This window comes from Paraburkholderia sp. MM5496-R1 (assembly GCF_050436205.1).
Classification (GTDB): Bacteria; Pseudomonadota; Gammaproteobacteria; order Burkholderiales; family Burkholderiaceae; genus Paraburkholderia; species Paraburkholderia tuberum.
This window is the reverse complement of sequence record NZ_JBNDLT010000002.1, coordinates 3,818,392-3,844,570: the sequence shown is the minus strand read 5'-3', so window position 1 is coordinate 3,844,570 and position 26,179 is coordinate 3,818,392. Positions and strand designations below refer to the sequence as shown.

Sequence of the window (26,179 nt, the reverse complement as noted above, 5' to 3'; positions counted from 1 at the left end):
ACCAGTCTCACTATTTTGTCGAACTGTGAGAAACATTCTGCAACATGGACTATGTCAAAACCGGTGAACGACGCCGACGCCAGCGGCGAATAGGCTGGGCGATGACGGCGGGGTCGGATTGAAGCCATCGCCGATGGTAGCTACATTCGATCACGAGAAAGATTCCGTCGCCCTGAAAATCACAGCGTGCTGCTGCACCATGCAATGAAATTTGCCGCTTACCTGTAGCCACTTGCATTTATGCGGCTTTTGCTCGCAGCACACGACGCGGCACCGCGTCCTCGCAGATCATATCCGCCGCCTTTGTTCCAATCATGATCGTCGGGGCATTCGTATTACCTGATGTGAGGTGAGGCATGATGGAAGCATCAACAACGCGCAGTCGCTCGACGCCTCTGACACGCAGACGCTCGTCAACGACCGCGAGACTGTCCGTGCCCATCTTGCAGGTTCCCGCCTGATGGTGTGCCGAGTTTCCAGTTTCTTCCATCCAGTTAAGAATCTGATCATCGGTCTTAACAGCGGGTCCGGGAACCCGTTCCTGAATGACCCGAGATGCGACAGGTTTCGTTGACATAATTTCGCGGATCTTTTTGACGCCCGAGATCATTGCGCGGTTGTCATCTTCATTGCTCAGGAAGTTTGGTTGGAAAACGGCCGAGTCAGCGGGATTCGCCGAACGCAAGGAAACCACGCCGGTAGCACGTGGCCGTAAGAGATAAACCGATACGCGCATGCCCGGCTCTTTATCGACAGTAATTTCGCCACTCGGATGCCACGTGAACGTCATGGGGTTGAAGCTGATTTGCAAGTCAGCATAGTCTTCGTCCGGTCGACTCTTTATAAAGGCCCCAACCTGCGAAGATCCAAGCGCCAGGTAGCCTTTATGAGTAAGCAGGTAACGCGCACCTTCCAAGTACTTCCTCAACCCGCCCAGTTCGTGGTTATACGAACTGTCAGGGGTCGTGTCGTAACTGCCGTGCACATAAAAATGATCTTGGAGATTGAGGCCAACCCCCGGAGATTCGACAAACGTCGGTATCCCATGCCGTTGCAGTTCTTCCCCACGTCCGATGCCGGAGAGCATAAGTACGTGCGGCGAATTCAATGATCCCGCCGACAGTATCACCTCTCTTGCAGCAACGAAACCTTGCCGCTCACCGTCACAAACCACCTCCACGCCCGTGGCGACCCGCCCCTCCAGCAGGACCCGCTGAACGAGGCAGCTAGTCTTTACAGTCAGGTTTTTCCGGTGGCGAATTGGATCGATGAATGCTGTATAGGCGGAGTAACGCCGTCCCGATCGAATTGTGTGCTGCATGAAGCCCACGCCGTCATGTACCGCACCATTCAAATCTTCCGTGCCAGGAATGCCCAGCTGCCGAGCCGATTCGATAAAGTCGAACGAGCTTTGCACTTTCGTCACCGGATCACTCACCCATAGCGGCCCCCCCGCCCCACGGTACTCGTCTCCGCCGCGTTCGTTGTGCTCCATCTTCTTGAAATAGGGCAGCACATCGTCATATCCCCACCCGGCATTACCCAGCGCTTTCCAGCTATCGAAATCTTTCCGATGCCCTCGAATAAAAACCATCCCGTTGATGGAACTGGAACCGCCCAAGGTCTTGCCCCGCGGCCAGTACATCTGTCGATTGCGTAACGCAGGCATTGGCTCTGTGAAGTAATTCCAATTCAAATCCTTGTGGAAGTACAGCTTCGCCATACCGGCGGGGGTGTTAATCCAGAACTTGTCAGCTGGCGGCCCCGCCTCCAACAATAGAACCTTGTTGTCCGGGTTGTCGGTCAGCCCACGCGCCAGAGTGCAGCCGGCCGATCCAGCGCCTATGATGATGTAGTCGTACGTTTCCATCTGGATAGCTCTCATGCGAAACTTGTCTCGGCTCGGGTTGCAAACAGAAAAATAACGGCAGGTGCCTACGTGCTGTGATTCCGGACGCGCCGTGATATCGGAAATCAGTCGATCCTCCGAATTCGTCCTTGGAGACCTCAAATGGCCCGCACTTCGTCATTACCGAGTCCAGTGCGGTTAGCGTGCTTTCTGTAGTGCGATCTGATCCGACTCATTTATCGACGGGTCAACCGATGTACGCAATCGGACGCCCCTGGTCTCGGGCACAAATTGCGTGGCGATTAGGCATGCTGCGGCAATGAAAGCGAGGTAGAGCCCCGGGGCGAAGGGCGTGCCCATGAGACGGGAAAGTAACGCAGCCATGAAGGGGCTAGTTCCGCCGAGGACCGCCACGGTAACCTGGTAGGAGATTGCGTGCCCTGTCGCTCGGAACGAGGTAGGAAAGAATTCCACTGCGGCAACATAGCTTGCGCCACCGTTTATTCCCAAGCCAATCCCTATCAGCACTTGCCCAAGCAGGGCTCCGGTGAAGGTCCCCGACGCCGCAAAATGAATGGCGGGGTACGCCGTAAGCATCAGCCACGCAGCGCCTAAGGACATGACACGCTTTCGACCGATGCGATCACTCAGCATGCCTGCAAACGGCATCACCGAGCAAAGGACGACGACCGAAATAGCATTGGAAATGAGCGCGGTGGTTGGATCGAGCTTCGCAATCCGTACCAGGAACGTATACATAAAGCCAAAGAGAATGTATGCACCTGCAAAGTAAACCGGCATGATCATCAGCAGACGTAGCATGGCTTTTATACCGCCAGCATGAATCGCTTCGCGCAGCGGGCTACGATCCTCTCTTGTTCTGGTCGCCTGCTTGAACTCCTCCGGCTCGTCAATGTTTCGCCTGATCCAGAAACCGACAATTCCGATTACTCCGCCAGCCAGAAATGGAATCCGCCATAAACCACTCTCGTAGGCCGCAGATCCTGCAACAGCCTGGACGGCAATCAGGAGGACAGCGACAATGGCGTTCGGCAGTTGGCCGAATAGCTGTGTGAAGCTCACCCACTGGCCGCGGCGGTCGTCCGGCGCTGATTCGACAATGTAGCTCTGACTGCCGGTAGTCTCCCCGCCCAAGGCCAGCCCCTGGAGTAGACGGCACCCGACTAGCATCATCGGCGCCGCAATTCCGATATCAGCATACGTTGGAAGCAGTCCAATAATTGCTGTGCCCAAGGCCATCAGACAAACGGTTATGGCCATCACCTTGACTCGTCCAATTCGGTCGGCCATTGAGCCAAAGATCAAACCACCGAGTGGACGGGCGACGAACGCAACCGCAAAAACAGCAAACGTGCTCAGAAGAGCAGTGGTTCGATTGTTTCCGGGAAAGAAGTGCGTCGAAAGGACAGGTACAGAAAATCCGAAGACGGCGAAGTCATATAGCTCAACGAAGTTTCCCACGGAGCCGGCCATCAGCTTTCGCCAAGGGGGCGTATTCATCATATGTTTCCTCTCGCTATGGCGATCGCTATTGACATATCTGTTACGGCGCCGGGAACGACAAAACGTGCAACAAATCATTTGAACCTTCAACGCCGCACGGCTCACGACTTCGACTCGGGCGCAACAGGCAACCGGCGTTTGTATAAATATGCCGCTATATGAGATTTATTTCAACACAGTGTTTGCCCTAGGAAGAACCGCGCGAGCGCATGGCGTGGAGGAGCGGCAACGCAGGCGGGGTATTTGCTGTCCACAGCAGTTGGCAGAACACGCAGGCTTCCCGCAAGACGCGCGGGACTGGTCTCGGGAAGCTTGCGCGCTCTCGAGTCACGGAGCGCCGGCCTGCCTCCGCGCGATTTCCCCACCCCAGGCGCAACCCGCATCTAATCTTATTAGATGGGATTGCCCCGATATAGTTTTGGAAGGGTAGACGACCTACCTCCCGCAGAGCAGATGAAAGCGACGATTTCCTCAATGTTCGTCGTCTAAACGCACCCCGTGGCCTCCTTTGGCCGGCCAGACCCTCGGGACGCGGGACGTGCAAGGTGTTTCCGCGGTCATGGGTCATGAGCTGATGGTGCGCGAGTCCAGGCTGCATCACCGGGTGCTGGTCACCACGATGCTTGAACCGCTGTGGTGCAACGATCGGGTGACGCCACAGCCGTGCCGGCAAGCGCTGTGCTAAAATCCTAGCAGGTGAGAATTGCGAGAAAAGCGATTCCTTGTTCTGTCTAATGTCTGCGTTCCTTCGGCATTAAGCAACTGAGCGATCGGAATATCATGGCTACAGTCAAGCGGCTGAATAAAAAAGAAGATCCCGTACTTTCTGAAGAGGAAGATACGGCGGCAGATGGCGCCGATGCAGGGGCGTCGAACAGCCTGGCTCGGACGGTGGGATTGCTCAACCTGTTCACTCCCACCTCACCGATCTGGTCGACGGAAGCGCTGATCCAGTCACACGGTATGTCGCGATCATCTGGTTATCGCTACATTAAAGCGCTTGCGGATGTTGGCTTGATCGCAGCGGTTTCGAATGGCTACTACATACTCGGGCCGCGGATCGTTGAATTGGACCGACAGATCCGGCAATGCGATCCGCTTTATATCGCCGGCGGACCGGTCATGAAGGAACTGGTAGCAGAAACCGGCCATTCCGCTCTTTTATGCGCTTTGTTCAGTGGCTCGGTCCTCTGCGTGCGCGAAGAATTGACGGCCAACAGCCCTGCTAACATGTTCACCCGCGGGCAAACACGCCCATTGTTTCAGGGCGCCGCATCAAAAATTATTCTGCCGTATCTCCGTCCACATCAACTGCGAAGTCTGTTCAAGAAACACGGGCCCACGATAGCGGCATCGGGACTCGGATCGGACTGGTCCGCCTTTCGCACCAATCTGGCGAAGATGAAATCCGATGGTTACGTGATGACATTTGGCGAGTTCAATCCGGGAGTCATCGGCATTTCCGCGCCGGTCTTTAACCGGGATGGACACATTCTCGGAAGCATCGGTATCGCGGGCGCAGAGGACCGCTTCAACCGTGCTGAGAAGGCGCGTTGCGTAGCGGCGGTTGTCCGCGCTGGAGAACAGGTGAGCGAGCGCATCGAAGTCATCAGCTTCGGCGCCGATCGTCCCGCGCGAGCTGTCGGGTAGTCCACCGAGGCATACCGCGCTACGGGAAGACAACCCGCCGAGCAGCCGGCCACCTTCGTTGAGGTTGAGGTCGACGCCCTTCCGCTCCCGGGCGAACAGGGTTGATCGGTCGCTGTTGCGACCGCCTTGCTTTCTTACGGTAGCAGCACCGTCGCTCCGGTCGTCTGCCGCGCCTCGAGCCTGCGATGCGCCTCTGCCGCCTCGCCCAACGCCAATCGTGTGGGCGGGTGGATTTTCACAGCACCACTGGCAATAACATCGAAGAGCTCCTGGCTCATCGAAAGCACATCGGTGCGCCTGGAGAGATGCATCGTCAACCCAGGCCATGTGGCGAAGAGCGAACCTTTTTCCAGTAGAAGTCTCATGTCAAATGGCGGGATCGCTCCCGATGCAAAGCCGAAGCCCACGAAATAACCGAAGGGCCGGAGGCAATCAAGCGAACCGGGGAATGTCGCCTTGCCGACACCGTCGTAGACGACATGGCAGCCCTCACCTGCGGTTATCTCCCTGGCGCGCACGGCACAGTCTTCCTCGTGATAGTCGATCACGTGGTCACAGCCGTTTCGGCGGGCAATTTCCGCCTTTGCTGGCGAGCCGACCGTTCCGATGACATTCGCGCCCAGATGTTTGGCCCATTGCGTAAGGATGACGCCGACACCGCCGGCCGCAGCGTGCACGAGGATCGTCTGCCCTTCTTCGACCCGGAAGGTCCGGCGCAACAGATATTGCGCCGTCAGCCCCTTGAGCATCGAAGCCGCCGCGGTCTCGAAGCTGATGGCGTCAGGGAGGCGAACAAGGAAATGTGCGGGAACAATCGACTGCTCGGCGTAGGCGCCAAGCGTTTCAACAAAGGCCACGCGATCACCAGGAGCGAAGTCTGCTACGTCCTGACCGATTACGATGACTTCCCCCGCTGCTTCCTTGCCTGGTATAAAAGGCAGATTCGGTGCTGGAAACGCACCGCTTCTCAAATAGGTATCGACGAAATTCACACCGATTGCGCGGTTGCGTACGAGGACTTCTCCTGGGCCGGGCCGTCCAATCCCAATGTCTTCCAGAGTAAGCACATCCGGGGCGCCTTGACTGTGAACACGTATTGCTTTCATTGGCCAAACTCTTTTCCATTTTCTCTGCTGTTGTTTCCAAAGCAAGTCGCCCCGGATCTCCGGGCACAGCACGCGCTTTAGGTGCGGATCGCCGCGCAGTTCTGATTGCGTCGCTGCAACCAGAACCGCACAACTAACGAATCTTTTCGCCTACCAGGCGGTCCAGCCTCCGTCGACAGGGACTGCTGCGCCTGTCATGAAAGATGCGTCCGCGCTGAGCACAAACACAATCGCTTTCGCCAGTTCAACCGGGTCCGCATAGCGCTTTTGCAACTGTGCGCCCGCGAGTACCTCGAGCGCGGCCTCCCGGCTAGGAAAATGTTTAAAGTGCTCCGCTGCCATTGGCGTATCGACACCGCCAGGGCAGACAGCGTTTACGCGAATGTTCGGCGCAAACTCGACGGCCATTACGCGCGTAAGACCCAGCACCGCGGCTTTGGATGCGCAATAGACTCCGAGCTCAGGGAGTGCTACCAATGCACCAACCGAAGCAACATTAACAATCGAACCGCGATTGGCCTTGCGCATTTCCGGCACCACTCGCTTCGCGGTTACCAGATACGACCAGGTGTTTACATGCAGAATTCTGTCAAAATCCTCGATGGTATGGTCCAGGATCGGCTTGGGCATCACGATGCCCGCATTATTCACAAGACCATCGATGGATCCGAATGTGGATAATACCTTTGTCGCGAGGTTGTCGATCGTCTGTGGGTCGACGATGTCACCGGGGGTAGCAATCACTTGTCCCCCCGCGGCTTTTATCATCTGCGCAGTCTCCTCCAGAAGGTCGACGTTCACATCTGTGATGCCAACCCGTGAACCCTCGGCAGCCAACGTTAGTGCGGTTGCTCTACCGATGCCACCGCCCGCTCCGGTGACAATAGTTACTGCATCCTTTACCGATGTAAATCGATTGAGTGCCGAACTCGTAGTCATATTGATTCCTTTCACATTGGACAATTAGTCAGAAGTACTCTGACAGACTCTTGATGCTGATGAAAACTGTGGACCATGCCTTGTTTCGAGGCCCTTCGTCACCGCGACGTTGAACTGGTACTGCATGCTGGCCGCCACACAACACAGCGTACTGTGCTCGATGGCAACCGCAGTCATCATGGGCAGCAACGCTACCGCAACGCCCGCCATGCGAATCTTCCTGAACGCAACTTCGTCGGATGCGACGTCGGCACCCGGTAATCAATTGAGCGTTCCCGCAGCCCATGTCGCACAAAGCGATTCGTGGTCGCGAAGGGCGTGCGCAGAAGTGAAGGCCCGGTTAGTCAGTGGTCAGTAGAGTGGCAGCGCCGGTGAGACCCCTCACGGACGAGCGAAGTCGACATCCGGTGCGTCAACGCTAATAGTAAAGATCGCCCCCAGTCGCTTGCCTGCCTCCAGGTCCTCATCGGTTCCGACATAGGCACAGCAGAACAGGGTCGTTCCGTCTGAACCGCCGAGTTGGCAGGCGCTCACGTGTCGGCCGCACAATGCGCGGTCAGTCACCTCACCGCCTTCCAGTACTCGCACGACTTCGCCGGTGTTGTAGCAAGCTACCCAGATGCCATCGGACGTGTCCGCACAGATCCCGTCTGGTTCCCGATTGCCGAGATCGGCGAAGAGGCGCGGGTTCGACAGGCTGCCGTCAGGCGCGCGATCGAACGCGCTCAGCTTGCACGCCCAGGTCTCAGCGACGACGAGCGTGCGACCGTTGTTGATAATTGCCATCCCGTTTGGGAATTCGAGTCCACTAGCAGCAACGTGTATTGCGCCGTCGGGCTCGACCCTATGCACGTTCGTTGACGCCTTGGGGGCGCCGCCGTGGAAGTCGTAGCCAAAATTGCCCACGTAAATCCGGCCTTCCTCGTCGACCAGCATATCGTTGAGGTCGCCGGTGGCAAGCTCACTGAAGTCGGCGTGCACCGATAGTTCAGCGCCGACCAACCTCATGATCTTGCGATCCTGCATTGAGGCCACCACTACCGTTCCGTCGCGAAGAAAGCCGATGCCCGAAGGTCGACGCGGCACTTCGGCCATAAGCGTTCGGCTCCCGCCCTGCTCAAGCGTGAACAATTTTTTGTCGAATACGTCCGAAACCCAGAGGCGGTCGCTGTGCCATCGCGGCCCCTCCAGGAAAATAAAGCCCTCTGCCCAGAGCGTCGGCCGATGTTCCCTGGGCGTATTGATGGTCAGCATCCCTTTCTCTCCTGGTTGATGGCGCTAGCCGGTTAGGCCTTGCGGCGCCGTGACCCGCCGACGGTATATATCGCGGCGGCAGCAACAACGACCGTTCCCTCGAGCACGCCCTGGTAATTGACGCCAAGGTTCAGGATGTTGAAGCCGTTGGTCAGCGTGAACAATAGCAACGCACCCGCCACGGTCTTGCACACGCTTCCCGCACCGCCGAACAGGGAAGTCCCTCCAAGGATCGCCGAAGCAATGACGGTCAGCTCTGCGCCACTCAGCGCCGCCGCATTGACCGACCGGAGACGGCTCGCGAACAGGATGCCGGCAAAACCTGCCGCTGCACTGCAAAGGACGAACGCAGCCATCTTGTAGCGCAACACGTTGATACCCGACAGCCGCGCAGCTTCGGTATTACCGCCAACCGCGTACAGACGCCTTCCGGTAATCGTGAAGGTAAGGACAAACCAGACCACACCGGTAAACGCGAGCATGTAGATGGCCACCTTCGGAAGCGCCAGTTCGGGTCCGCCGAACCAGGCTAACGCCAACAGGCAGACAGCGCCCAGCGCCATACCCACGGACGCGGGCGGAAGACCTCGACCAGCGCGACGAGCCCGCATCGTTATATACACGCTTGCGATTGCCAGCAGCACGCCGATGACAACGAGTGCCGAGCCGATGGGCCAGCGCCCCGACTCAAGAGCGCGCATTGCATCGAGCGTCTGCGGGCTCTCCACGGAAAGCGATCTGCCATCGGTCACGAGAAGCACGACTCCTCGCAAAGCAGTCATCGTTCCCAGGGTGACGATGAACGCGTTGATTCCGAGCAGCTGGACAATGGCTCCATTCAGGAGACCAGCTGCGATTGCTACCAGCATCGCGACCAGACACGCCGGGACAAAACCCATTGAGTCGGCATGTCCAACCATGACCGCCGCCGAAAGCGCGGCCACGGAGGCCACCGAGAGATCGAAATTCCCGGAGATGAGGATGACGGTCATCGCGACCGCGATGATCGCTGTCAGCGAAGATTGCTGAAGGACATTCGCGAGGTTCTGGAAACTGAGGTAATTGACGCTGCCGGTATATGCCGCGGCAACTGATATCAGCACAACAACCAGTGCAAGCGCGTAGTACACGCCCATTTCACGAAGTCCGACCACTCGCCGCCAGTCCGTCATATGCTTTCGAGGGCCGGACTGCAAACCGTCAGATAAAACGACCTTGGACATTTGACCTACCTCGGCTGGCGATTGAACTGAAGGATTACGGTATATCTTGGTCACGATCATTCACTCTCCATTCGGCTGCGGGCTGGTTGCCGCGGCGCTCGGGTTAATTGCGCTCTGGCCACCGGCAAGGAGAACCAGTTCGTGCTCGGTTGTTTCGTGAGCCGCGCGTTCCGCGATGCATTGCCCGTCGCGCATCACGATGATCCGATCGGCGACGGCCAGAAGTTCTTCGAACTCGGAAGAGACGACTACAATGACCATTCCCGTGGCTGCAAGATCGCGCACGAGTCGCAAGATGTCGGCCTTCGCACCAATGTCGATACCGGCAGTAGGCTCATCGAGTAGGAAAACCTTGGCGTCGCTGAACAGCCATTTGCCGATCGTCACCTTTTGAGCGTTTCCGCCACTGAGCTCTGTGACCAGGATGTCCGGCGATTGGGCCTTGATCTTCAACCGCTGAATTGCTTCGGTTGCGCGTTCGATTTCGCGCTCGCGCAGCGGCAGGCAATTTCCCGCTGAGACACCGTTTAAAGCGGGCAGAGTTGTGTTGCGCCAGATTTCAAATGCGGGAATCAGGCCCTGGTCCACCCGGTCTTCCGGAACTAATGCGATTCCCGCCTTTACCGCCGCCGCAGTCGAGCGCGGAATTGCGCGACCGGCAACGAGCACCTCTCCGGTGGCATCCCGGTCCGCGCGGAAGATGGCATGCATCAATTCGCTTCGCCCCGAACCCAGCAGCCCAGCCACACCGAGCACCTCCCCAGCCTTCAGCTTGAACGAGAACGGTGCAAGCTTGCCCGGGGAAGCAAGGTTGCGAAGCTCCAGCACGACTGGCGCCGCATCTGGCAATTTTTTATGCTCGGCGCGCACCATCGCGACGATCTGCCGGCCGACGATGGCCTCGGCAATCCGTGCTTCATCAAGGTCCGCGGTTTCTGCGCGCATCACAGCCTGACCGTCTCGCAGAATGGTCACGCAATCGGTGAGTGCCATGACCTCGTCCAGAAAGTGCGAGACGAAAAGGATCGCTTTGTTCTCGACCTTCGCGAGTCGGCGTACCGTGCGATAGACCACCTCCCGTTCGTCCGTCGCGAGAGAGGCCGTTGGTTCGTCCATCACGATTAGCTCCGCGCCGCTTCCCACTGCCTGGAAGATGGCAACCATCTGCCGCTGCCCGATGGACAAATCATTGACCAGCGCATCAGGATCGAGCCAGTAGCCGACACGGGTAAAAAGTTCGTCGAGCCTGCGTCGCGACGAACCTGAGCGACGCCAGCCCCGTTCGTCGTCGAGGAATACATTCTCCAGCACAGATAGCGTGGGAACGACAGGGATGTGTTGATGGATCGTCGCCACACCCATTGCCTTCACTTCTTTCGGGCTCGTCCATTGGACTGCTGCGTTCTTCCAGAAGATCTGTCCGCCCGTGGCGGAAAAGGCGCCCGACAGAATCTTGATCAGCGTAGACTTGCCTGCGCCGTTCGCCCCGAGCAAGCCGTGAACCTTGCCCTGCTCAATGGCGAGATCTACACCGCGCAGCGCGACGGTGCCATTTGGAAAAACCTTGGCCACCTGCTCAAGCCGCATGAGCGCGGCGTTGTTTGTCATAGTCATCGCGTCTCCCTGGAGAACCTGTCGTGCCCGCTAGCGCTTCAGAACTGAGGCTGACATTGGGAGAGATTTGCCTTGGTCACGGCAATCTGCTTGTACATAATGAGCTGAGCCTTCGGCGTGTTCTTGTTCGTGATCGCGTCGTAGAGCGCCTTGGCGGAGAGGCGGCCGATCGTCTCAGGCTCTGAGCACACCGAGCCGGCCATGTCGCCGACCTTGATGGCCTCGATGCCGCGGCGGGAGCCGCCGTCGGCGGTGACAATCTGTGCATGAGAGCCAACCGAGCGAACTGCACGGCTGCACCCAAGGCCAATGTCGTCGTATTGTCCAAAGAAGAGGTCTACGTCTGGATGGGCGGTCAGGATATTCTGGCAGACCGCCTCGCCCTGCTCCGCCGTCCAGTCCGTTGGTTGCGACGCGACAATCTCGTACTTCGCACCCATCTTGGCAAGACCTTCCTTGAAGCCTTGGGTGCGCTGCTTGACCGCCGCCACCCCCGCTGTGCCCTCGACAATACCGATCTTCGCCGTGCGGCCCTTGGGCAGAAGCTTCGCTGCCAGCTCGCCAGCAAGCTCGCCGCTTTCGACATCGTCTCGCGTGACGAGTGCGGTGAGTTTCGGGTACACCTGTCTGAGCGGAACCTTGTCGGGATCGCCCACCTGCACGCCGACAGAAACAAACGGAATATTGTTTTCGGCAGCGCGGTCGACCCAGGTCTTTGCCACTACGGAATCAAGCAGGATGGAGCCGATGCCGTCTACTTTCTGCGAAATCAGGTCATCGATTGCATTGCCCTGCGCTTCCACGCTGCCCTTCCCGTCGAGCACAACCGTTTTGGCGCCGAGCTTCTTTGCCTCCGCCTGAAAGCCCCTCACTGCAGCGGCGTTGAACGGGTATTGCATGTTGGCAGCCACGATGCCCAAGGTGATCTCCTTGGCCGCGGCTGGGGTGGCGACAAGGGCCATCGCTAACGCAATGCCCGCCACTCCAGTCTTTACAAATGCGATTTTCACTGTTGTCTCCTGTTGATGTAATAAAGGCCAAGACTCTCTAGGAAGGTACGAACTATTTGCCCTCGACGGGTGCGACCCCAAGACTCCCAGCCTGGCTGGCGCAGCAACACCCTTTGCCGATTTACATCGCTAAGCCGGTGCTCCACACCTGTCAGAGTGTAACTAATCTCGTATAGCGGGAGTTTATATAGCAATCGGCGCATTGCAAGTAGGGGTTGTTACGGGGGTCGCTGCACCGGAGCGTCCAGGCCCCGATCCGTCTCCTGGTCAGGATGGCTGGATCCGGCTGGCTCCCATCTTTGTCAGGCCGGCCGAGAACGGTATCTACTGGCGAGCCGTGAGCCGGCTGCTGCGGATCTTTAAAGCCAGAATCCAGAGCTTGGCGGCTGTTTCGAGAGGACACGCCGAGCTCCTGCCAAAAATCGCGAAGCGTTCCTTTCGTCATAGCTGGCCGGGGGCCGAGCGTTCCGAATCGCGCAGCCAGTAGCGTTTCATGCCACGAAAATTCCGATTGCACCGGCTTTCATTCTGTGTAGAATGTCATTATTCGAGATTACTTTACGTCATAGACCACAATGTCACCTTCCAGCCAGGCACTGCTACTGACGATGATGGACGCCCCCCGAGGCTGCGACGCCGAGTTCAATGACTGGGTGAACCTGGAGCACATTCCGGAGCGAAAGGGAATCGCCGGATTCGCGACTGCGCTGCGATTTGAAAACGAGCTGTCGTCGCCGCGCTATCTGGCGATCTACGACCTTGACGATATTTCGGTCCTTAAAAGCCCGGCGTACCTCGCAATCTCAGGAGGCAACCTCTCCGCGTGGTCGAAGCGGATTCTTGCGGGTGCGAGTGCGCATTGGCGGTTTGCCGGGTCGCGGATTGCGGCATTGCCCGACGATGGCCCGACCGGCGCGAAGGGGCCGCCCAGTGAGCTGCTGCTGATAGTCTGGCGCGGCGCATCTGAGCGATGCGACGACGCGATCGCTGCGATTTTGCAGACTCTGGTCGCGAGGTTGGCCGGAGTGGTTCAGGTGCGGGGATTCGTGGGCGAAAGCAACGGTGGCTTTGATTACGTTGCAATCGCCGAGTCAACGCAGGCGTTTTCTACCGACATCATCAGGCCCGAGCGCTATGCCGTGGCATCGTTGGCGTGCGACCTTGTGCGGGTCTTTTCTCCGGTGCCTGCGCACCGGGACATGAATGCGCTGCCTGGTACAACAGTCAACGCTCAATAAACGCACCCTTCTCTCTGACGACCATGAACAATCCACTTCAAATCTATGCAGGCACCGCCGGACACTCCGTGTGGTTTAGCGACGACCTCGGGTTGAACTGGATTCATCCCAACAGTCAATCAGGGATGTATCTGGAAACCCGCGTATGGGCAATGAGCAGCCATTCCGCGCTTCCGGAATATTTGTTCGCGGGGACCGATGACGGCATCTATCGTTGGAACGAAGAGCCCGCGCGCTGGACAAAGCTGCAATCCCCGATGACTGACGTCTGGGCGATCACGCAGGATCCCGACGATCCTCAAGTGTTGTTAGCGGGCACTCGCCCGGCAGCGCTCTATCGCAGTCAGAACGGCGGCACGACATGGGAAGAACTCAGCGTTCCCGGCATCTCGAAGTTTTCTGAGGTGAACATGGGTCCCACCCGTGTCACGCAGATCCTCTTCGACCCGATTGACAGGAACACGGTATGGGCAACCATTGAAATCGGGGGCATCTATCGCAGCGACGACCGTGGGGCTTCCTGGACCATGGTAAGTGAGGGTCTTGTTTCAAACGATGTGCACGGAATCGCCGTGACCCGCGACAGGAATGGACGCAAGCGCCTGCTGGCATCGACGAACCGCGGACTACACACCAGCAACGATAATGGTCAAAGCTGGCATTTCCAGTCTCTCGACTCGCCGTGGCAGTACACGCGAGCGGTCGTTGTCCGACCGGATAATCTTTCCATTGTTTTCCTGGCTAACGGCAACGGACCTCCGGGCGACCAAGGCCGTCTATTGCGCAGCCTGGACGGCGGCGATACCTGGGCTGACGTTCAATTGCCCGGTTCTCTGAACAGCACGACCTGGTGTGTCGCAATGCATGAGTCCCACCCTTTGCTCGCGTTTGCTTGCACGAACCTCGGTCAGCTTTTCCGGAGCGAGGATGGCGGAGAAACCTGGGTTCGGATGCCGCACGAATTCGGAGAGATCCGCTCGCTGCATTGGCGCCCCCTTCCCGCCGGCACCCGTCGCGCCGAGCATTCCATCACTCGGCCCCCAACAAGGATTCACGTTTGACGCGGACGTATCTTTGGTTAATTCGGTCCCGCGCAGCGAGTTGCAGCGGAGCTAAGAGGAGATTGCAGTGAACATTGCACGGAAAGGCTTGCGCGTAGGCGTAATGATTCCGGAAAACAACACCACGGTTGAACGCGAATTGCCACGCTGGCTGCCGGCAGGAACAAGGCTCAACCTGGTACGGATACCGCGCGGGAAGGGGCTGCTCACGACAGAAACGCTACCGGCCTACAAAGCAAACGCACTCGCATTGGCGCAGCAATTCGCCACGAATGATGTTGATGTGGTCGCGTATGGATGTACAGCCGCGGGCTTTATCCTGGGACCAGCCGGTGACCGCGAGCTAACCAAAGATCTGAGAAGGATCACAGGCAAACCGGTTGCAACCATTGCGCAATCGATGATTTCAGCGCTACTCGACCTCGGAGTCCAGCGGATCGCCCTCGTTACCCCCTATTCGAAGGCGGTCAACGAACAGCTCCAGGCATTCATCGCCAGTGCCGGCATCCAGGTTGGCGCATTCGATAGCTTTTATGCGCCTAACACCGAAGAGCTTGGTCGGATCGACGCCGAGGCTGTCGCGTCGCTCGCGCGCAAGACGATGAACGACAGTTGCGAAGCCATGTATATCGCCTGCGCGCAGCTACCAACGTTCTCAATACTGGAAAATCTGCGCCGCGAGTTGGGTCGGCCGGTGCTGTCGTCAATCCAGTCATTAGCTGATGAGATCGGCTCTCTCGCCTCGGGCGAATATCCAGGTCCCGCGACAGGGTCTGATTCTGACGGGGATCAGGCCGGCGGCACGACACCTACAGCCACACAGGGCACCGCGACCTGAGCGTGCCTCGGAGAACCCGGCCGCTGCGGGTAATAGTTTGTTAAAGGAGACATCACATGCGTTTCAAAGATCAGATTGTCGTTGTCACAGGCGCTGCTAGCGGCATTGGCCTGGCCACAGCAAAGGCCTTTGCCCGGGAAGGTGCGCAGGTCGTCATTACCGACATCACGCCGGATGCCGTGTCGGCAACCGTGAAAGCCATCGAGTCGGAAGGCGGCCGCGTGATGGGATTGACGGGTGACGTGAGCGACCCGGCGACGGTCAACGAGCACGTTGACGCAGTTCTGCGGGCCTTTGGTCGTATCGACGTCCTCGTGAACAACGCCGGCATCGTCCGGCGAGGACCGACCGCTCAAGTGTCGGTCGAGGAGTGGCGACAGGTCATGTCGATCAACCTGGACGGCACTTTCTACTGGGCGCAGGCGGTGGCTTCGCGATCGATGATTCCCCGCCGCGCGGGCGCAATCATCAATATCGCATCGATTGGAGGGCTTGTCGGTTTCCCGAATGCGGCGTCGTATGTGGCGTCGAAACATGCTGTAGTGGGGCTGACCAAAGCACTCGCCGTAGACTGGGGCCAGTACAACATTCGGGTGAATGCCGTCTGTCCCGGCATGACATGGAGCAACCTTTCCAAGGCTGATTTTGCGAAGAATCCGCAGCACTATGCCGTGCGCGAACCGCGCATTCCGTTGGGCCATGCCGCACAGCCCGAAGAGCAAGCCAGTGCGGTCCTGTTTCTGGCATCCCCGGACGCCAGCCATGTTCACGGGTTGATCATGAACATCGACGGTGGTCAGGTCGCGCTTTCCTCAGGGCACAGTGCTCCGCGCGATGATGCTGAAGTAGCGCGTTGACCGGTTGTGACGCGCCGGGCCGCATCGGCTGAAGTGGCGAGAAACGACCTTCGGCGCCCGCCCGCGCCAGTAATGAGCTTAACGAGGTGCGCGGCGCACTGGCCATCAAGCGGCGCGAACCCACCGCGATGATTCGCTTCCGGGCATCGCACACGTGAATTACGATTACCAGGGCCGTCGCATTCCGTGCGCGGTACATAAAATGACGCCTACTGACTCACTCGGAACCCTTTCCACAAATCCTCGGTGGGTACGCCTCCCAAGCGCGTCCATGCGCTACACCTCAACCGGTGACCGCAGCCGCCCCTTGTTGCTGCTGCACGAGATGGGCGGTTCACTCGAAAGCTGGGACCCCGTGCTTGAACACATGCCGACGGACCAGCGGATCATCCGATGCGACGCGCGCGGTTCCGGGGGCTCCGAGAAGATTCGTGAACCGATTACGCTCGATACACTCGCCGACGACATTGTTCTCTTGCTGGATCATCTTGCGGTGACCGAGGCAGTGGATGTCGCTGGCGTTGCGATTGGCGGATGCCTTGCACTCACGCTTGCCGCACGCTTTCCGCAGCGCGTCCATCGCCTGGCTGCGATCAATCCGCCGACAGACGCCACCGGCCGCAGTGGAGAAGTCTTGCGTGAACGCGCCATGCTGGCCGACGCGAAGGGCATGCGTGGTGTCGTCGAGTCCGCCCTCGGGCGCTCATATCCCGACTTTCTTCGTGCCGACAAGCAGGCGTACGAGGCCTACGTAGCAAGGTTTCTCTGTAACGATCCAACCAGTTACGCACATATTCTTCGGGCTCTGACGAACGTCAATTTCGAGGGCGTGCTGGAAACGATTGACTGTCCCACCGTGTTCATCTCCGGCCGCGACGACCTGGTTCGACGTTCCGCAGACATCGAAGTGATTGCCAAGCGCGTGAACGGCGCGCAATTTCTGGAAATCGACGGCGGCCACATTCCGTCTGTGCAAGCTCCCGCGTCTCTTGCCGGTGCACTCAGGACGTTTTTCGCTTGACGAACAAGCATTGCTCTTTATTAACGATATTCGAGGCAACTCATGGATGCGACGCAGAAGATTGATATTCCCCGCTCCGATTTTATCGGTGGATCCAAGGGCCTGTTGATCGGCGGTAAATGGCGGCCGTCGGCATCGGGCAAGGAATTCGATACGGTGAACCCGGCGACGGGGGAAGTCATTGCCCGCCTGGCCGAGGGCGACAAGACCGACATCGATGAAGCAGTCGCCGCGGCACGGCGCGCCTTCGAAGGCGAGTGGAGCCGCTGGACGCCCTATGACCGACAGCGCCTGCTGCTGCGTGTGCACGATGTGATTGAAAAGAACTTCGACGAACTCGCACTGCTCGAGACTCTCGACATGGGCGCACCGCTGTCGCGCACGAAGGCGCTTAAGACCTTCGTCTCCCAAGCGATACTGTTCTATGCGTCGCAGACCCGCGCGGCAACCACCGAATCTGCGCCCACCTCCTTTGCGGGCCAATTCACCGCGCTCAAGATCAAGGCACCTGTCGGTGTTGTTGGCGGCATCATCCCCTGGAATGCGCCGCTCGTCAGCCAGTGGTGGATCCTGGGGCCAACGCTTGCCACAGGCTGCACCGCAGTCCTCAAGCCAGCTGAAGACGCGTCATTGACCGCCCTGCGCGTCGCGGAATTGCTACTCGAAGCCGGCGTGCCGGACGGAGTCGTCAACGTCGTCACTGGCTTTGGAACGGGAGCTGGTGCGGCGCTGGCGGCCCACCCGGACGTAGATCGCGTAGCGTTCACCGGTTCGACGGAAACAGGTCGAAAAATTGTCGAAGCGTCCGCTGGCAACATGAAACGCGTGCAACTCGAACTCGGAGGAAAATCGCCAGACATCGTGTTTGCCGATGCCGATCTCGATATCGCCGTGCCCGGAGCGGCCATGGCGGTGTACGGCAACAGCGGACAGATCTGCACGGCGGGAACGCGTCTGCTCGTTCAACGCAGTATTCAGGACGAGTTCGTGTCGAAACTCCAGGAATTCAGTCAAACACTGCGGGTCGGCAACGGCCTCGACCCGCTTGTCAACCTCGGTCCCCTTGTGTCGCGCAAGCAACTCGACCGCGTGCTCGAATACATCGACATCGGCGCCAGGGAAGGGGCCTCACTCACCAGCGGCGGGAAACGGCTTGCTGGAGACCTGGAGGCAGGCTATTTCGTCGAGCCCACCATCTTCGCAGGCGTGAACAACGATATGAGGATCGCCCGGGAAGAAATCTTCGGCCCGGTTGTCTCGGTGATTCCGTTCGACGATGCTGACGACGCAATCAGGATCGCGAACGACACGACTTACGGTCTGGCAGGCGGAATATGGACGCAAAGCCTGTCCACCGCCCACCAGATGTCGCAACGGATCAAGGCGGGAACGATCTGGGTGAACTGCTATGGCGCGCTGGACCCCGGCGTTGGATTCGGAGGTTACAAGATGAGTGGTTACGGCTGGAAAGGCGGTCCTGAGCATGTCAACGGATTCCTGTATGAAAAGGTCGTGTACATGAATATCGGATAGGTCGACGTCTGCATCAGGCCTTTATCCGGAAAAAGCAAATGGAGGGGGCAACGTGTCGCAAGCTCACGAAGTTATCCAGGGAGGCGCTCTCTCGGACGCCAACCGGCAGGTGCTTGAGGATGCGCTGGCAGCGCTCCTGCGTGAGAGGTCAAGCGCCCTGTGCATAGCGGCTAAAGTAGCTAGCGCGACCGGCGAACGTCTTCCGAACGTAGGCGATTTCGGGCTGCCTGACATTCTGCGACTAAGTCGCGCCCTGTCGCGCCGCGAGCTCTGATGTACGCTGCCATGCACCTAAGGGAAGCCGGACGCGTCCATCGCGCGCCCGATTTGCTCTGTCACGCTGCTGCTCCGGCTTATCGGCAAGAGCGCACGAACCACGGTTTCTTTCCGACGAAGCCGCTCAACGTTTTTGTACAACACAATGACCACACCCACTTTCCAAGACCTTGGTTTCGACCTCGCCAACTTCAGCGTCGACGCGCGATATGAAAGCATTCTCGCGGATGCGGTCGATGCCGCAAAGAAGAGTCTTCTCGACCTGATCGGTGTCACTTTGGCGGCGAGTGGCGTCGAGCCCGTCGCTCGCACCGTTATCGATGTTGTTCGGGAAAACGGCGGCCGGCCCGAGAGTTCGGTGCTGGGTTTTGCCGACCGCGTTCCCGCCGCGTGGGCGGCCTTCGCAAACGGTGCAATGGCACACTGCCTGGATTTCGACGACCTCACCCCATGGGGCGCCCACGCAACGAGTTCGATTCTTCCCGCGGCTTTCGCCATTGCGGAGCGTCGAGGTGGTGTGTCGGGCCGCGAAATGATCACGGCGATCGCCGTGGGGCAGGACATCTTTGCACGCATGCGCCGCAATATCGACTGGCGTAAAGACTGGAACATCTCGACAGTGCTGGGCGTGTTCGCCGCTACCGCTGCCGCGGGACGGCTTCTCGGACTGTCCCGTACCCAGATGGCGAACGCGCTGAGCGTGGCATCCATGCAATCGGCCGGTACCATGGACGTCGTTTATGGAATCGGCGGAGACCTGCGCTGCATCTACGCGGGATTTTCGGCGAAGGCTGCGGTGGTTGCCGCCCTGCTGGCTGAAAAGGGAGTCGTAGGCACACAGACCGCGTTTGAAGGAGAGTATGGATTCTTCAAGACCTACTTCGGTGGCCGATACGATCGCGAGAACCTGTTGAAAGGGTTGGGCAGTGACTATATGGGCAACACCACGCTTTACAAACCGTGGCCGGCGGTCGGTCCTTCACATAGTCATATTTACGCGACAATCCAGCTGGTCACCGCCAACAACCTGCGGCCGGAAGACATTCAGGAAATTCGCGTCCACGTGGGCGATTATCACGAGATCATGTGCAGCCCACTCGATTCCCGGCGAGCTCCTGCGACACTCGTGGACGCCAAGTTCAGCCTGCCATTTCTGGTAGCGGTAGCGGCGGTGCGTCGCGACGTGACGATCGCGGATTTCACCGGTAACGCGTTGCACAGCCCGGAGGTCCTTGCCGTCTCGAAGAAGGTCATCCCCATCGCCGACCCCGCCTTTGACTGGAAGATGGAACTTCCTCTTGGACAGGTCGAGATCATCGCACGTGACGGCCGGCGACTCAGTCAGATTGGCACCAAGGTGCCGGGAAGCCCTGAGGCGCCCATGTCCTGGGAGGACATCATGCGAAAGTTCGCCAACTGTGCGGCTCTCGCCGCTACGCCGCCGTCGATTGGCCAGATTGAAAAGGTGCAGCAGATGGTCCGTCAGCTCGAATCGCTCGATGACGTCACCGAACTGCTTCGGTGCCTGGCGTAAGCAGATCCCGGCGCGGAATGTCCTGATATGTGGCGGGATAGGGTCCGCGCCAATGCCAGCGAGGCAAACCGTATTTTTTGACCAGCTAGAGGGAGCGCCTCCCGCCCGGCCGTCGGCGCTCCAGTTGTTTTTACGCCAGTCTCGCGCCCGTGCCGCCAGCGAGGCTCCGGATTGCCCAGCGCCTCATCGCAGAATGGACAACGAAGCCGGCAGCGACCGGCTTCACGAATGCCTCGTTAACGCTAGACCGCCCTGGATGAAGTTCGCTCCTTATCCAGCCACTCGACCAGCCGGTAGATCCCTTCCTCGATCGAAACGCCCGGCTCCCAGCCAAGCAGACGTGCCGCTGCTTCACGACTGAAAACCGGCCTTGTGGCGGGCGACCCCTTCTTCGTCGCGTCATCGCGGTATTCGGCCTTCAGGTCGGTCCGGCAGGACTTGATCATGAGATCAACGATTTCCCTCTGCGAAGTGTTCACACCCGTCGCAATGTTGATGCCTTCACCGCTTACATCGCTTTCCATGGCGAGCAAATTTGCCCGTGCCACGTCGCCGACGTACACGTAATCCTGCAACTGGTTTCCATCGCCCTGGATAACGGGAGGCTGGCCCGATCGAATTCGCTCATACGCCTCAACCATCCGAGTCGCATCAATGGCTCGCTTGTGTTGTCGCTCGCCGTAGATCGCCGAATAGCGCAGTGCCACGAAGTCAAGCCCATAACGCTGTTGATACAGGCGCGCGAGCCCTTCTCCCATTACCTTCGAAGTACAGTAAAGGACAAGAGCGGGAGGTAGGTCGCCCCAGCGAAGAGGCGAGCTTTCGTCGTTGGGTTCGTCACCCAGACCGCCGTAGACACCGGTCGACGAACTGAAAATCATCTTCTTGACGCCCTGCAAGCGGCACGCTTCAAGTACGTTCTGTGCGCCGCGAACGTTCACGTCAACGCCCATCCACGGATTCGCGGCGATCGGTGCCGTCAGGAATCCGGCCACATTGAAGGCGCCATCCGCAGAGGTGAAGGGGTCAAAGAGTTCGTTAAGACGCAAGATGTCGCCACGCACAAACGTGCAGCGCTCATCCGCCAGAAGCGACTGAATATTGTCGGGAGACCCGAGGGCCAGGTTATCCAGCAAGACGACTTCGCGAGCATCTGCCTCCAGCAGTAACTCACCGATGTGAGATCCGAGAAGGCTCGCTCCGCCTACTACTACAAACTTTCCTCCAGAAACCGCCGGCATCGTCGTCTCCTATGCTATTCGAGATGAATTCAAGGTTCGTATCGCCAAGCGCTCTTTCAATGGTTTTATCAAACGCTTCGCAGCAATCTCACACGTGGACTTTCCAGGCTCGGTCAACCGACCTGCGTCATCGGGCGTATCGATGCAGCTTTCTGCAGTTCGATGGGGTGCTCGGGCACCGGAACCTGTGCGGCATTGAGGACCATGGCAAGCATCGTGTAATACCCGACTATCGCGATGAGGTCCAGAACCGTGGGACGCCCGAAACGCTCCTCTGCTCTATCGAGAGCGGCTTCACCCGGTCGACCGTCCCATGCTGTTTCCACGCTAAACCGATGAACCAGCGCTTCGTCTGGACTCATTGAGCTCGGCATTTTTCCGACGGCAAGTTCGGAGATCATTTCTTCCTTGACCCCGGCTTCCCGCGCTATCCTGGCGTGAGCAAACCACTCATACTGACAGTTCCAACGGTGGGCAACGACGAGGATGGCCAGTTCAATCAACGTTTTTGGAATCGCCGTGCCGAACCGGAGATGTTCCCCCACCGTCTGCACACAACTCGCCAGTTCGGGATTGTGGATCAGGACAAGGAACGGTCCCTTAAGTGACCCTCGCGGTCCTGCAGCAATCTCGTCGGCCACCGCTTTCTGCCGCTCCGTCATGGCGCTGCGCTCCAAGGGTGGAAAACGCATTACGGATTCAGTCATATCAAAGTCTCGCTCTGTTAGACGTTCTCGGCGGCGTCAACGACTCGCCGCGAAGCATATTCGCCGCGGGTTCGCCGCCTGTCATCCAAACTGGCTTCCGCAAAGGCCATTCACGTACGACGGCTATCATTGAAGCCACTCACCACCACACCTTTGCCCAGGTTTCTGGATACGACATCGACCTGAAATGGCCGATCATGCGTGAGTGAAGGGATCAGCGCCCGCGCAACGTCAACTTGCGACAGGTCAATCTCTGCCTGGAAAACACCGGGCTCATCGCCTGCCTCCAGGACAATCGTCCCGAAGGGGTCAACAACCAACGAGTGACCGAATGTCGAATGATCTTCCGGGTGAGTTCCGCACGTCGCCGGAGCGATGATGTAGCACGCGTTTTCGATGGCCCGCGCTCTGAGCAATGCGTGCCAATGCATCTGTCCGGTGGCGCGTGTGAAAGCTGACGGAACGGCGATTATTTTCGCCCCTGCTTGAGCCAGCGCCCGGTAGAGATGCGGAAATCGCAAGTCGTAGCAGATGGTCAGACCGAGAAGGCCCCATGGCGTCTCCGCTGCTACTGCACGCGACCCCGCCTCATACAACGCCCCTTCGTTTATCACGCGTCCAGTCGGCAACGTCGCATTGAACATGTGTAGCTTTTCATAACTGGCAGCGACCGACCCGTCATCGGCGAACAGGTACGACCGGTTGTAGATCTTGTCATTGCTAGCGCGCATCGTCAGCGATCCCACCAACACCCAGCACTGGCATTCGCGTGCCACTGCACTGAATGCGGCCAGTGCCTCGTCGTTCTCGTCTGAGCCGGCACCATCGCGCATGACTCGGCCTCTCGAGTGCAACTGTGCAGCATATTCTGGCAACGTAATCAGTGTTGCGCCGTTGGCTGCTGCACGACGCACTCCAGCAACAGCCTCTTCGATGTTTGAATGACGGTCACCGTTCGGAGATACCTGCACGCACGCGATCGAAAGACTGGAGGTCATTTCACAGGCTCCGGGGCGTCTGTTTTGGCCTGGCCGATTCCCAGAATCTGCCGGGCTTCGTCTGGAGTTGCCAAAGTTGCGCCAAGCATCTCGAGGATGGTCCGAGCCTTCTTTACCAGTGAGGCATTGTCAGGAGCGAGCACGCCTTTTTCTATGTAAAGGTTGTCCTCGAGGCCGACCCGAACATGGCCGCCCAGCAGGTAAGCCTGAGCAACCATCGGGAACTCGGAGCGACCAATCCCGAACGCTGCCCATGTGCTGTCATGTGGCAGAAGACTCTTCATGGCACTCAACGCTTCAGTGACGGCCGGGGCACCCCAAGGCACGCCCATAACAAGCTGGAAGATGGCGTTGCGGTCAATCACGCCACGTTTGATCATATCCAGAGAGAGCGCAAGGTGCCCGGTATCGAAAATTTCCAACTCGGGGAGCACGCCTGCGCGCCGGATCTCTGCCGCGATCGCCTCGATGTGGGCCGGCACATTGATGAGAGCACCCTTTCCGAAGTTCAGGCTACCCATGTCGAGACTGCAGATCTCGGGCTTGAGCGCAAGGATGTGGCGAACACGTTCTTCCGGGGTTCGAAGATTGGAGCCCGGAGCAGCTGTGTTGGCCTCGCTACTGCTCGGTATGAAGCGCGCTCCCGGGCCCGTGGTGAGGTTGATGATGATTGGGCTTCCACTCTCGCGAATGCGCTCGACCACCTCGCGATACAACTCCAGTCCCATGCTGGGCTTACCGGTCTCGGGGTCGCGCACATGAATATGCGCGATTGCCGCGCCCGCCTCGCAGGCCTGGATCGCCTCATCTGCAATCTGGTTTGGCTTGAACGGGACCGCCGAAAATTTCGGCACCGTGTCGTCTCCACCTGTTACCGCACAAGTCAAAATCACTTTCTGTTGCATAGCCGCCTCGACAATTAATTGTGAAATGTCATTATACGGGATATATTTACGCACGCACACTTGGAATTGTCAACCTGCAATCGGAAACGCCCGGTCGGCGTCGCGACTCGAGGCGCGTCGCCCCAACCAGCACGGGCGATTACGACCGTGCGGCGCGGCCTATATCGTTAACCACGAGGTTGATTGGAGTGGCTACATTTGCCGGGAGCGGCGGACTGATGGGCATCAAGTCCAAGCTGGGAAAAGGCGCACACCCAGGCGAAGATCCAGATAAACTGCCAAATCGTTATAACTATGTCATGATTCGGGATATGTTTACCCTTAGACTGACCGAATTCCTGGCAGCCGTTGTTGGCGCACGCCTAGGCACGTCTTTTCACTCGCGATTGGCCGCCATCCTTGCGTGCAAGAAAAAGGAGCGTTGTATGAATACAGGCGCGACGTCTTTGCGATCGTTGGTCGGAAAGTGGTTTGGAGTCTATTCCCCCTGCGGATTCAGGTTGTAGGGTTCGGCCGCACTATTCCAGGTCGGTGCCGCCCAGTGATGGCACGACGGTCAGCGGCGTGACCTTCGGCCCAGTCTAGCTGCAACGGCGGCTTTGAAGGGCAGCCATTCGCAACGGGCGCAACGTGTGCCAATCTCACCCTTCTGCGAATCCAACAAATTCGCGTCGCAAATCCGGCAAGTCCAATTTATTCGGTTCCGCGTCATCAAAGGTTTGACCGAATTCGTTCGCAAGTCTCTGAGCACTAGGCAGGCCGGTATTGTCAACTTATTGAAGGGCGCGCTGGCGAAATCACTCAACATAAGGATTACTAATTTATGGGGCAATGCGATCCAGCATCGGATTGCCCGTTACGGTTTCCCACGCCTTGACCGCATGCTTGCGGGCCTGCCGTTTCTGTTGCGCGTTCGCGTTGTAGCGGCAGTGCATGAAGAGGTTGCTTACCTGAGCATGGACCGACGTGAATCGTTGTAGATGGCGCGCCGACTTGAAGCGGCGCATCACCTTCTCGCGCACGCGTGTGGGCTGGTGGGAATTCTCCGCCCGGTTGTTCAGTCCTTTGTGTTGCCGATGCTCGACTTTCAGGCCCAGTTCGTTGTTCGCCGCCGCGTAGCTGCGCAGCTTGTCCGTGACGATCACGCGTGGGCAGCCGTGGCGCCTGAGCAGCTTGCGCATCAGCCGTTCGGCCGCCGCCTTGTCGCGGCGGCTCTGCACCAGCACATCGAGCACTGCGCCGTGCTGATCGACAGCCCGCCACAGCCAATGCTTCCTGCCGTGGATCGTCACGACCACCTCATCCAGATGCCACTTGTCGCCGCGACCCGGCGCTGTCGAACGGATACGCTTCGCGACCGCCAGACCGAACTTCGTCGCCCAGCACCGCACCGTTTCGTACGTAAGCTCGATTCCCCGTGCCGCGAGCATCTCCTCAACCATGCGCAGGCTGAGCGGGAACCGGTAGTACAGCCACACCGCGTAGCTGATGATGTCCGGCGGAAATCGATAGCCCTTGAACGAAATCGGCGCCTCGGCCGACAGCAAAACGGAAACGGAAGCTTTCTTCATGCCCCATTATATTCGTCGACCCCCGCGCCAACTTGACAATACCAGCACACGATCTACCTAAGCGAGTTCGCCAAGACCCAGATGCGGGCGCTGCTCGAACTCGGCGGCACTGGCTCTTCCCGGCCGCCCGGCACGACGGGCCAGTCTGTTCCAAGTCCATTACGAAGCAGATCTATGACCGCCAAGGCGCGGCAAGCGGCACGCCGTTGCAGCACCGCAGCCAGCACATC

At 58.6% G+C, this 26,179-nt stretch carries 22 protein-coding genes; 9 read left to right on the top strand and 13 right to left on the bottom strand.

Features of this window, described 5'->3' with window-relative positions:
- Positions 1-238 precede the first annotated feature (238 nt).
- Positions 239-1,870 (bottom strand): GMC family oxidoreductase, encoded by a 1,632-nt coding sequence (locus OKW38_RS24930; protein ID WP_429363466.1) that lies wholly within the window; start codon positions 1,868-1,870, stop codon positions 239-241.
- A 177-nt stretch (positions 1,871-2,047) separates the two neighbouring features.
- Entirely contained in the window at positions 2,048-3,370 is a 1,323-nt protein-coding gene (locus OKW38_RS24925) for an MFS transporter (RefSeq protein WP_429363464.1), read from the bottom strand.
- A gap of 541 nt (positions 3,371-3,911) precedes the next feature.
- On the opposite strand from OKW38_RS24925, the gene OKW38_RS24920 reads away from it, so the two are divergent.
- Both OKW38_RS24920 and OKW38_RS24915 read left to right on the top strand, forming a co-directional pair.
- Positions 3,912-4,058: a hypothetical protein gene (locus OKW38_RS24920; protein WP_429363462.1), complete on the top strand. Its 147-nt coding sequence runs from the start codon at positions 3,912-3,914 to the stop codon at positions 4,056-4,058.
- A gap of 95 nt (positions 4,059-4,153) precedes the next feature.
- Complete coding sequence (locus OKW38_RS24915) at positions 4,154-5,023, top strand: IclR family transcriptional regulator (RefSeq protein WP_429334982.1); 870 nt, start codon at positions 4,154-4,156, stop codon at positions 5,021-5,023.
- A gap of 134 nt (positions 5,024-5,157) precedes the next feature.
- Here OKW38_RS24915 and OKW38_RS24910 read toward each other — a convergent pair whose 3' ends face one another.
- From OKW38_RS24910 to OKW38_RS24885, 6 genes are all read right to left on the bottom strand, one after another.
- Positions 5,158-6,129 (bottom strand): quinone oxidoreductase family protein, encoded by a 972-nt coding sequence (locus tag OKW38_RS24910; protein ID WP_429334983.1) that lies wholly within the window; start codon positions 6,127-6,129, stop codon positions 5,158-5,160.
- A gap of 150 nt (positions 6,130-6,279) precedes the next feature.
- Positions 6,280-7,068, bottom strand: coding sequence for an SDR family NAD(P)-dependent oxidoreductase (locus tag OKW38_RS24905; RefSeq protein ID WP_429363460.1), 789 nt, complete (start codon positions 7,066-7,068; stop codon positions 6,280-6,282).
- 381 nt (positions 7,069-7,449) lie between these two features.
- Positions 7,450-8,322, bottom strand: coding sequence for an SMP-30/gluconolactonase/LRE family protein (locus OKW38_RS24900; RefSeq protein WP_429363458.1), 873 nt, complete (start codon positions 8,320-8,322; stop codon positions 7,450-7,452).
- Between the two features lie 32 nt (positions 8,323-8,354).
- The gene (locus OKW38_RS24895; RefSeq protein ID WP_429363456.1) at positions 8,355-9,605 is read right to left on the bottom strand and encodes an ABC transporter permease subunit; all 1,251 of its coding nucleotides are present in this window, start codon (positions 9,603-9,605) and stop codon (positions 8,355-8,357) included.
- Positions 9,606-11,159 (bottom strand): sugar ABC transporter ATP-binding protein, encoded by a 1,554-nt coding sequence (locus tag OKW38_RS24890; protein ID WP_429363454.1) that lies wholly within the window; start codon positions 11,157-11,159, stop codon positions 9,606-9,608.
- 38 nt (positions 11,160-11,197) lie between these two features.
- On the bottom strand, positions 11,198-12,169 hold the full coding sequence (locus OKW38_RS24885) for a sugar ABC transporter substrate-binding protein (protein WP_429363452.1): 972 nt from the start codon (positions 12,167-12,169) through the stop codon (positions 11,198-11,200).
- 608 nt (positions 12,170-12,777) lie between these two features.
- Between OKW38_RS24885 and OKW38_RS24880 the strand changes: the two genes are divergently transcribed.
- From OKW38_RS24880 to OKW38_RS24850, 7 genes are all read left to right on the top strand, one after another.
- Complete coding sequence (locus tag OKW38_RS24880) at positions 12,778-13,407, top strand: hypothetical protein (RefSeq protein ID WP_429363450.1); 630 nt, start codon at positions 12,778-12,780, stop codon at positions 13,405-13,407.
- Positions 13,408-13,430: 23 nt separating this feature from the next.
- Complete coding sequence (locus OKW38_RS24875; RefSeq protein WP_429363448.1) at positions 13,431-14,468, top strand: WD40/YVTN/BNR-like repeat-containing protein; 1,038 nt, start codon at positions 13,431-13,433, stop codon at positions 14,466-14,468.
- A 67-nt stretch (positions 14,469-14,535) separates the two neighbouring features.
- Positions 14,536-15,306 carry a maleate cis-trans isomerase family protein gene (locus OKW38_RS24870; protein WP_429363446.1) on the top strand — a complete coding sequence of 257 codons (771 nt, stop codon included), beginning with the start codon at positions 14,536-14,538 and terminating at the stop codon, positions 15,304-15,306.
- A 56-nt stretch (positions 15,307-15,362) separates the two neighbouring features.
- Positions 15,363-16,163: an SDR family NAD(P)-dependent oxidoreductase gene (locus OKW38_RS24865; protein WP_429363444.1), complete on the top strand. Its 801-nt coding sequence runs from the start codon at positions 15,363-15,365 to the stop codon at positions 16,161-16,163.
- 271 nt (positions 16,164-16,434) lie between these two features.
- Entirely contained in the window at positions 16,435-17,184 is a 750-nt protein-coding gene (locus OKW38_RS24860; RefSeq protein ID WP_429363442.1) for an alpha/beta fold hydrolase, read from the top strand.
- Between the two features lie 42 nt (positions 17,185-17,226).
- A complete protein-coding gene (locus OKW38_RS24855) occupies positions 17,227-18,717 on the top strand; it encodes an aldehyde dehydrogenase family protein (protein WP_429363440.1) in 1,491 nt (496 codons plus the stop codon).
- A 421-nt stretch (positions 18,718-19,138) separates the two neighbouring features.
- Positions 19,139-20,527, top strand: coding sequence for an MmgE/PrpD family protein (locus OKW38_RS24850; protein WP_429363438.1), 1,389 nt, complete (start codon positions 19,139-19,141; stop codon positions 20,525-20,527).
- A 242-nt stretch (positions 20,528-20,769) separates the two neighbouring features.
- Here the strand turns inward: OKW38_RS24850 and OKW38_RS24845 are convergent, their stop codons facing one another.
- From OKW38_RS24845 to OKW38_RS24825, 5 genes are all read right to left on the bottom strand, one after another.
- Positions 20,770-21,768, bottom strand: a complete 999-nt coding sequence (locus OKW38_RS24845; RefSeq protein WP_429363436.1) for an NAD-dependent epimerase/dehydratase family protein — start codon at positions 21,766-21,768, stop codon at positions 20,770-20,772.
- Between the two features lie 113 nt (positions 21,769-21,881).
- A complete protein-coding gene (locus tag OKW38_RS24840) occupies positions 21,882-22,475 on the bottom strand; it encodes a carboxymuconolactone decarboxylase family protein (protein WP_429334997.1) in 594 nt (197 codons plus the stop codon).
- Between the two features lie 110 nt (positions 22,476-22,585).
- Entirely contained in the window at positions 22,586-23,473 is an 888-nt protein-coding gene (locus OKW38_RS24835) for a carbon-nitrogen hydrolase family protein (protein ID WP_429363434.1), read from the bottom strand.
- A complete protein-coding gene (locus OKW38_RS24830; protein ID WP_429334999.1) occupies positions 23,470-24,378 on the bottom strand; it encodes a 3-keto-5-aminohexanoate cleavage protein in 909 nt (302 codons plus the stop codon). The genes OKW38_RS24835 and OKW38_RS24830 overlap by 4 nt, the downstream gene beginning before the upstream one ends.
- An 821-nt stretch (positions 24,379-25,199) precedes the next feature.
- Complete coding sequence (locus OKW38_RS24825; RefSeq protein WP_429363432.1) at positions 25,200-25,949, bottom strand: IS6 family transposase; 750 nt, start codon at positions 25,947-25,949, stop codon at positions 25,200-25,202.
- Positions 25,950-26,179: the final 230 nt, after the last annotated feature.

Bases quoted from the DNA above. Each gene is read 5' to 3' on its own strand.
- OKW38_RS24930 (WP_429363466.1), bottom strand. From the start codon at position 1,870: ATGGAAACGTACGACTACATCATCATAGGCGCTGGATCGGCCGGCTGC.
- OKW38_RS24925 (WP_429363464.1), bottom strand. From the start codon at position 3,370: ATGAATACGCCCCCTTGGCGAAAGCTGATGGCCGGCTCCGTGGGAAAC.
- OKW38_RS24915 (WP_429334982.1), top strand. From the start codon at position 4,154: ATGGCTACAGTCAAGCGGCTGAATAAAAAAGAAGATCCCGTACTTTCT.
- OKW38_RS24910 (WP_429334983.1), bottom strand. From the start codon at position 6,129: ATGAAAGCAATACGTGTTCACAGTCAAGGCGCCCCGGATGTGCTTACT.
- OKW38_RS24905 (WP_429363460.1), bottom strand. From the start codon at position 7,068: ATGACTACGAGTTCGGCACTCAATCGATTTACATCGGTAAAGGATGCA.
- OKW38_RS24900 (WP_429363458.1), bottom strand. From the start codon at position 8,322: ATGCTGACCATCAATACGCCCAGGGAACATCGGCCGACGCTCTGGGCA.
- OKW38_RS24895 (WP_429363456.1), bottom strand. From the start codon at position 9,605: ATGATCGTGACCAAGATATACCGTAATCCTTCAGTTCAATCGCCAGCC.
- OKW38_RS24890 (WP_429363454.1), bottom strand. From the start codon at position 11,159: ATGACTATGACAAACAACGCCGCGCTCATGCGGCTTGAGCAGGTGGCC.
- OKW38_RS24880 (WP_429363450.1), top strand. From the start codon at position 12,778: ATGATGGACGCCCCCCGAGGCTGCGACGCCGAGTTCAATGACTGGGTG.
- OKW38_RS24875 (WP_429363448.1), top strand. From the start codon at position 13,431: ATGAACAATCCACTTCAAATCTATGCAGGCACCGCCGGACACTCCGTG.
- OKW38_RS24865 (WP_429363444.1), top strand. From the start codon at position 15,363: ATGCGTTTCAAAGATCAGATTGTCGTTGTCACAGGCGCTGCTAGCGGC.
- OKW38_RS24860 (WP_429363442.1), top strand. From the start codon at position 16,435: ATGCGCTACACCTCAACCGGTGACCGCAGCCGCCCCTTGTTGCTGCTG.
- OKW38_RS24855 (WP_429363440.1), top strand. From the start codon at position 17,227: ATGGATGCGACGCAGAAGATTGATATTCCCCGCTCCGATTTTATCGGT.
- OKW38_RS24850 (WP_429363438.1), top strand. From the start codon at position 19,139: ATGACCACACCCACTTTCCAAGACCTTGGTTTCGACCTCGCCAACTTC.
- OKW38_RS24845 (WP_429363436.1), bottom strand. From the start codon at position 21,768: ATGCCGGCGGTTTCTGGAGGAAAGTTTGTAGTAGTAGGCGGAGCGAGC.
- OKW38_RS24840 (WP_429334997.1), bottom strand. From the start codon at position 22,475: ATGACTGAATCCGTAATGCGTTTTCCACCCTTGGAGCGCAGCGCCATG.
- OKW38_RS24835 (WP_429363434.1), bottom strand. From the start codon at position 23,473: ATGACCTCCAGTCTTTCGATCGCGTGCGTGCAGGTATCTCCGAACGGT.
- OKW38_RS24830 (WP_429334999.1), bottom strand. From the start codon at position 24,378: ATGCAACAGAAAGTGATTTTGACTTGTGCGGTAACAGGTGGAGACGAC.
- OKW38_RS24825 (WP_429363432.1), bottom strand. From the start codon at position 25,949: ATGAAGAAAGCTTCCGTTTCCGTTTTGCTGTCGGCCGAGGCGCCGATT.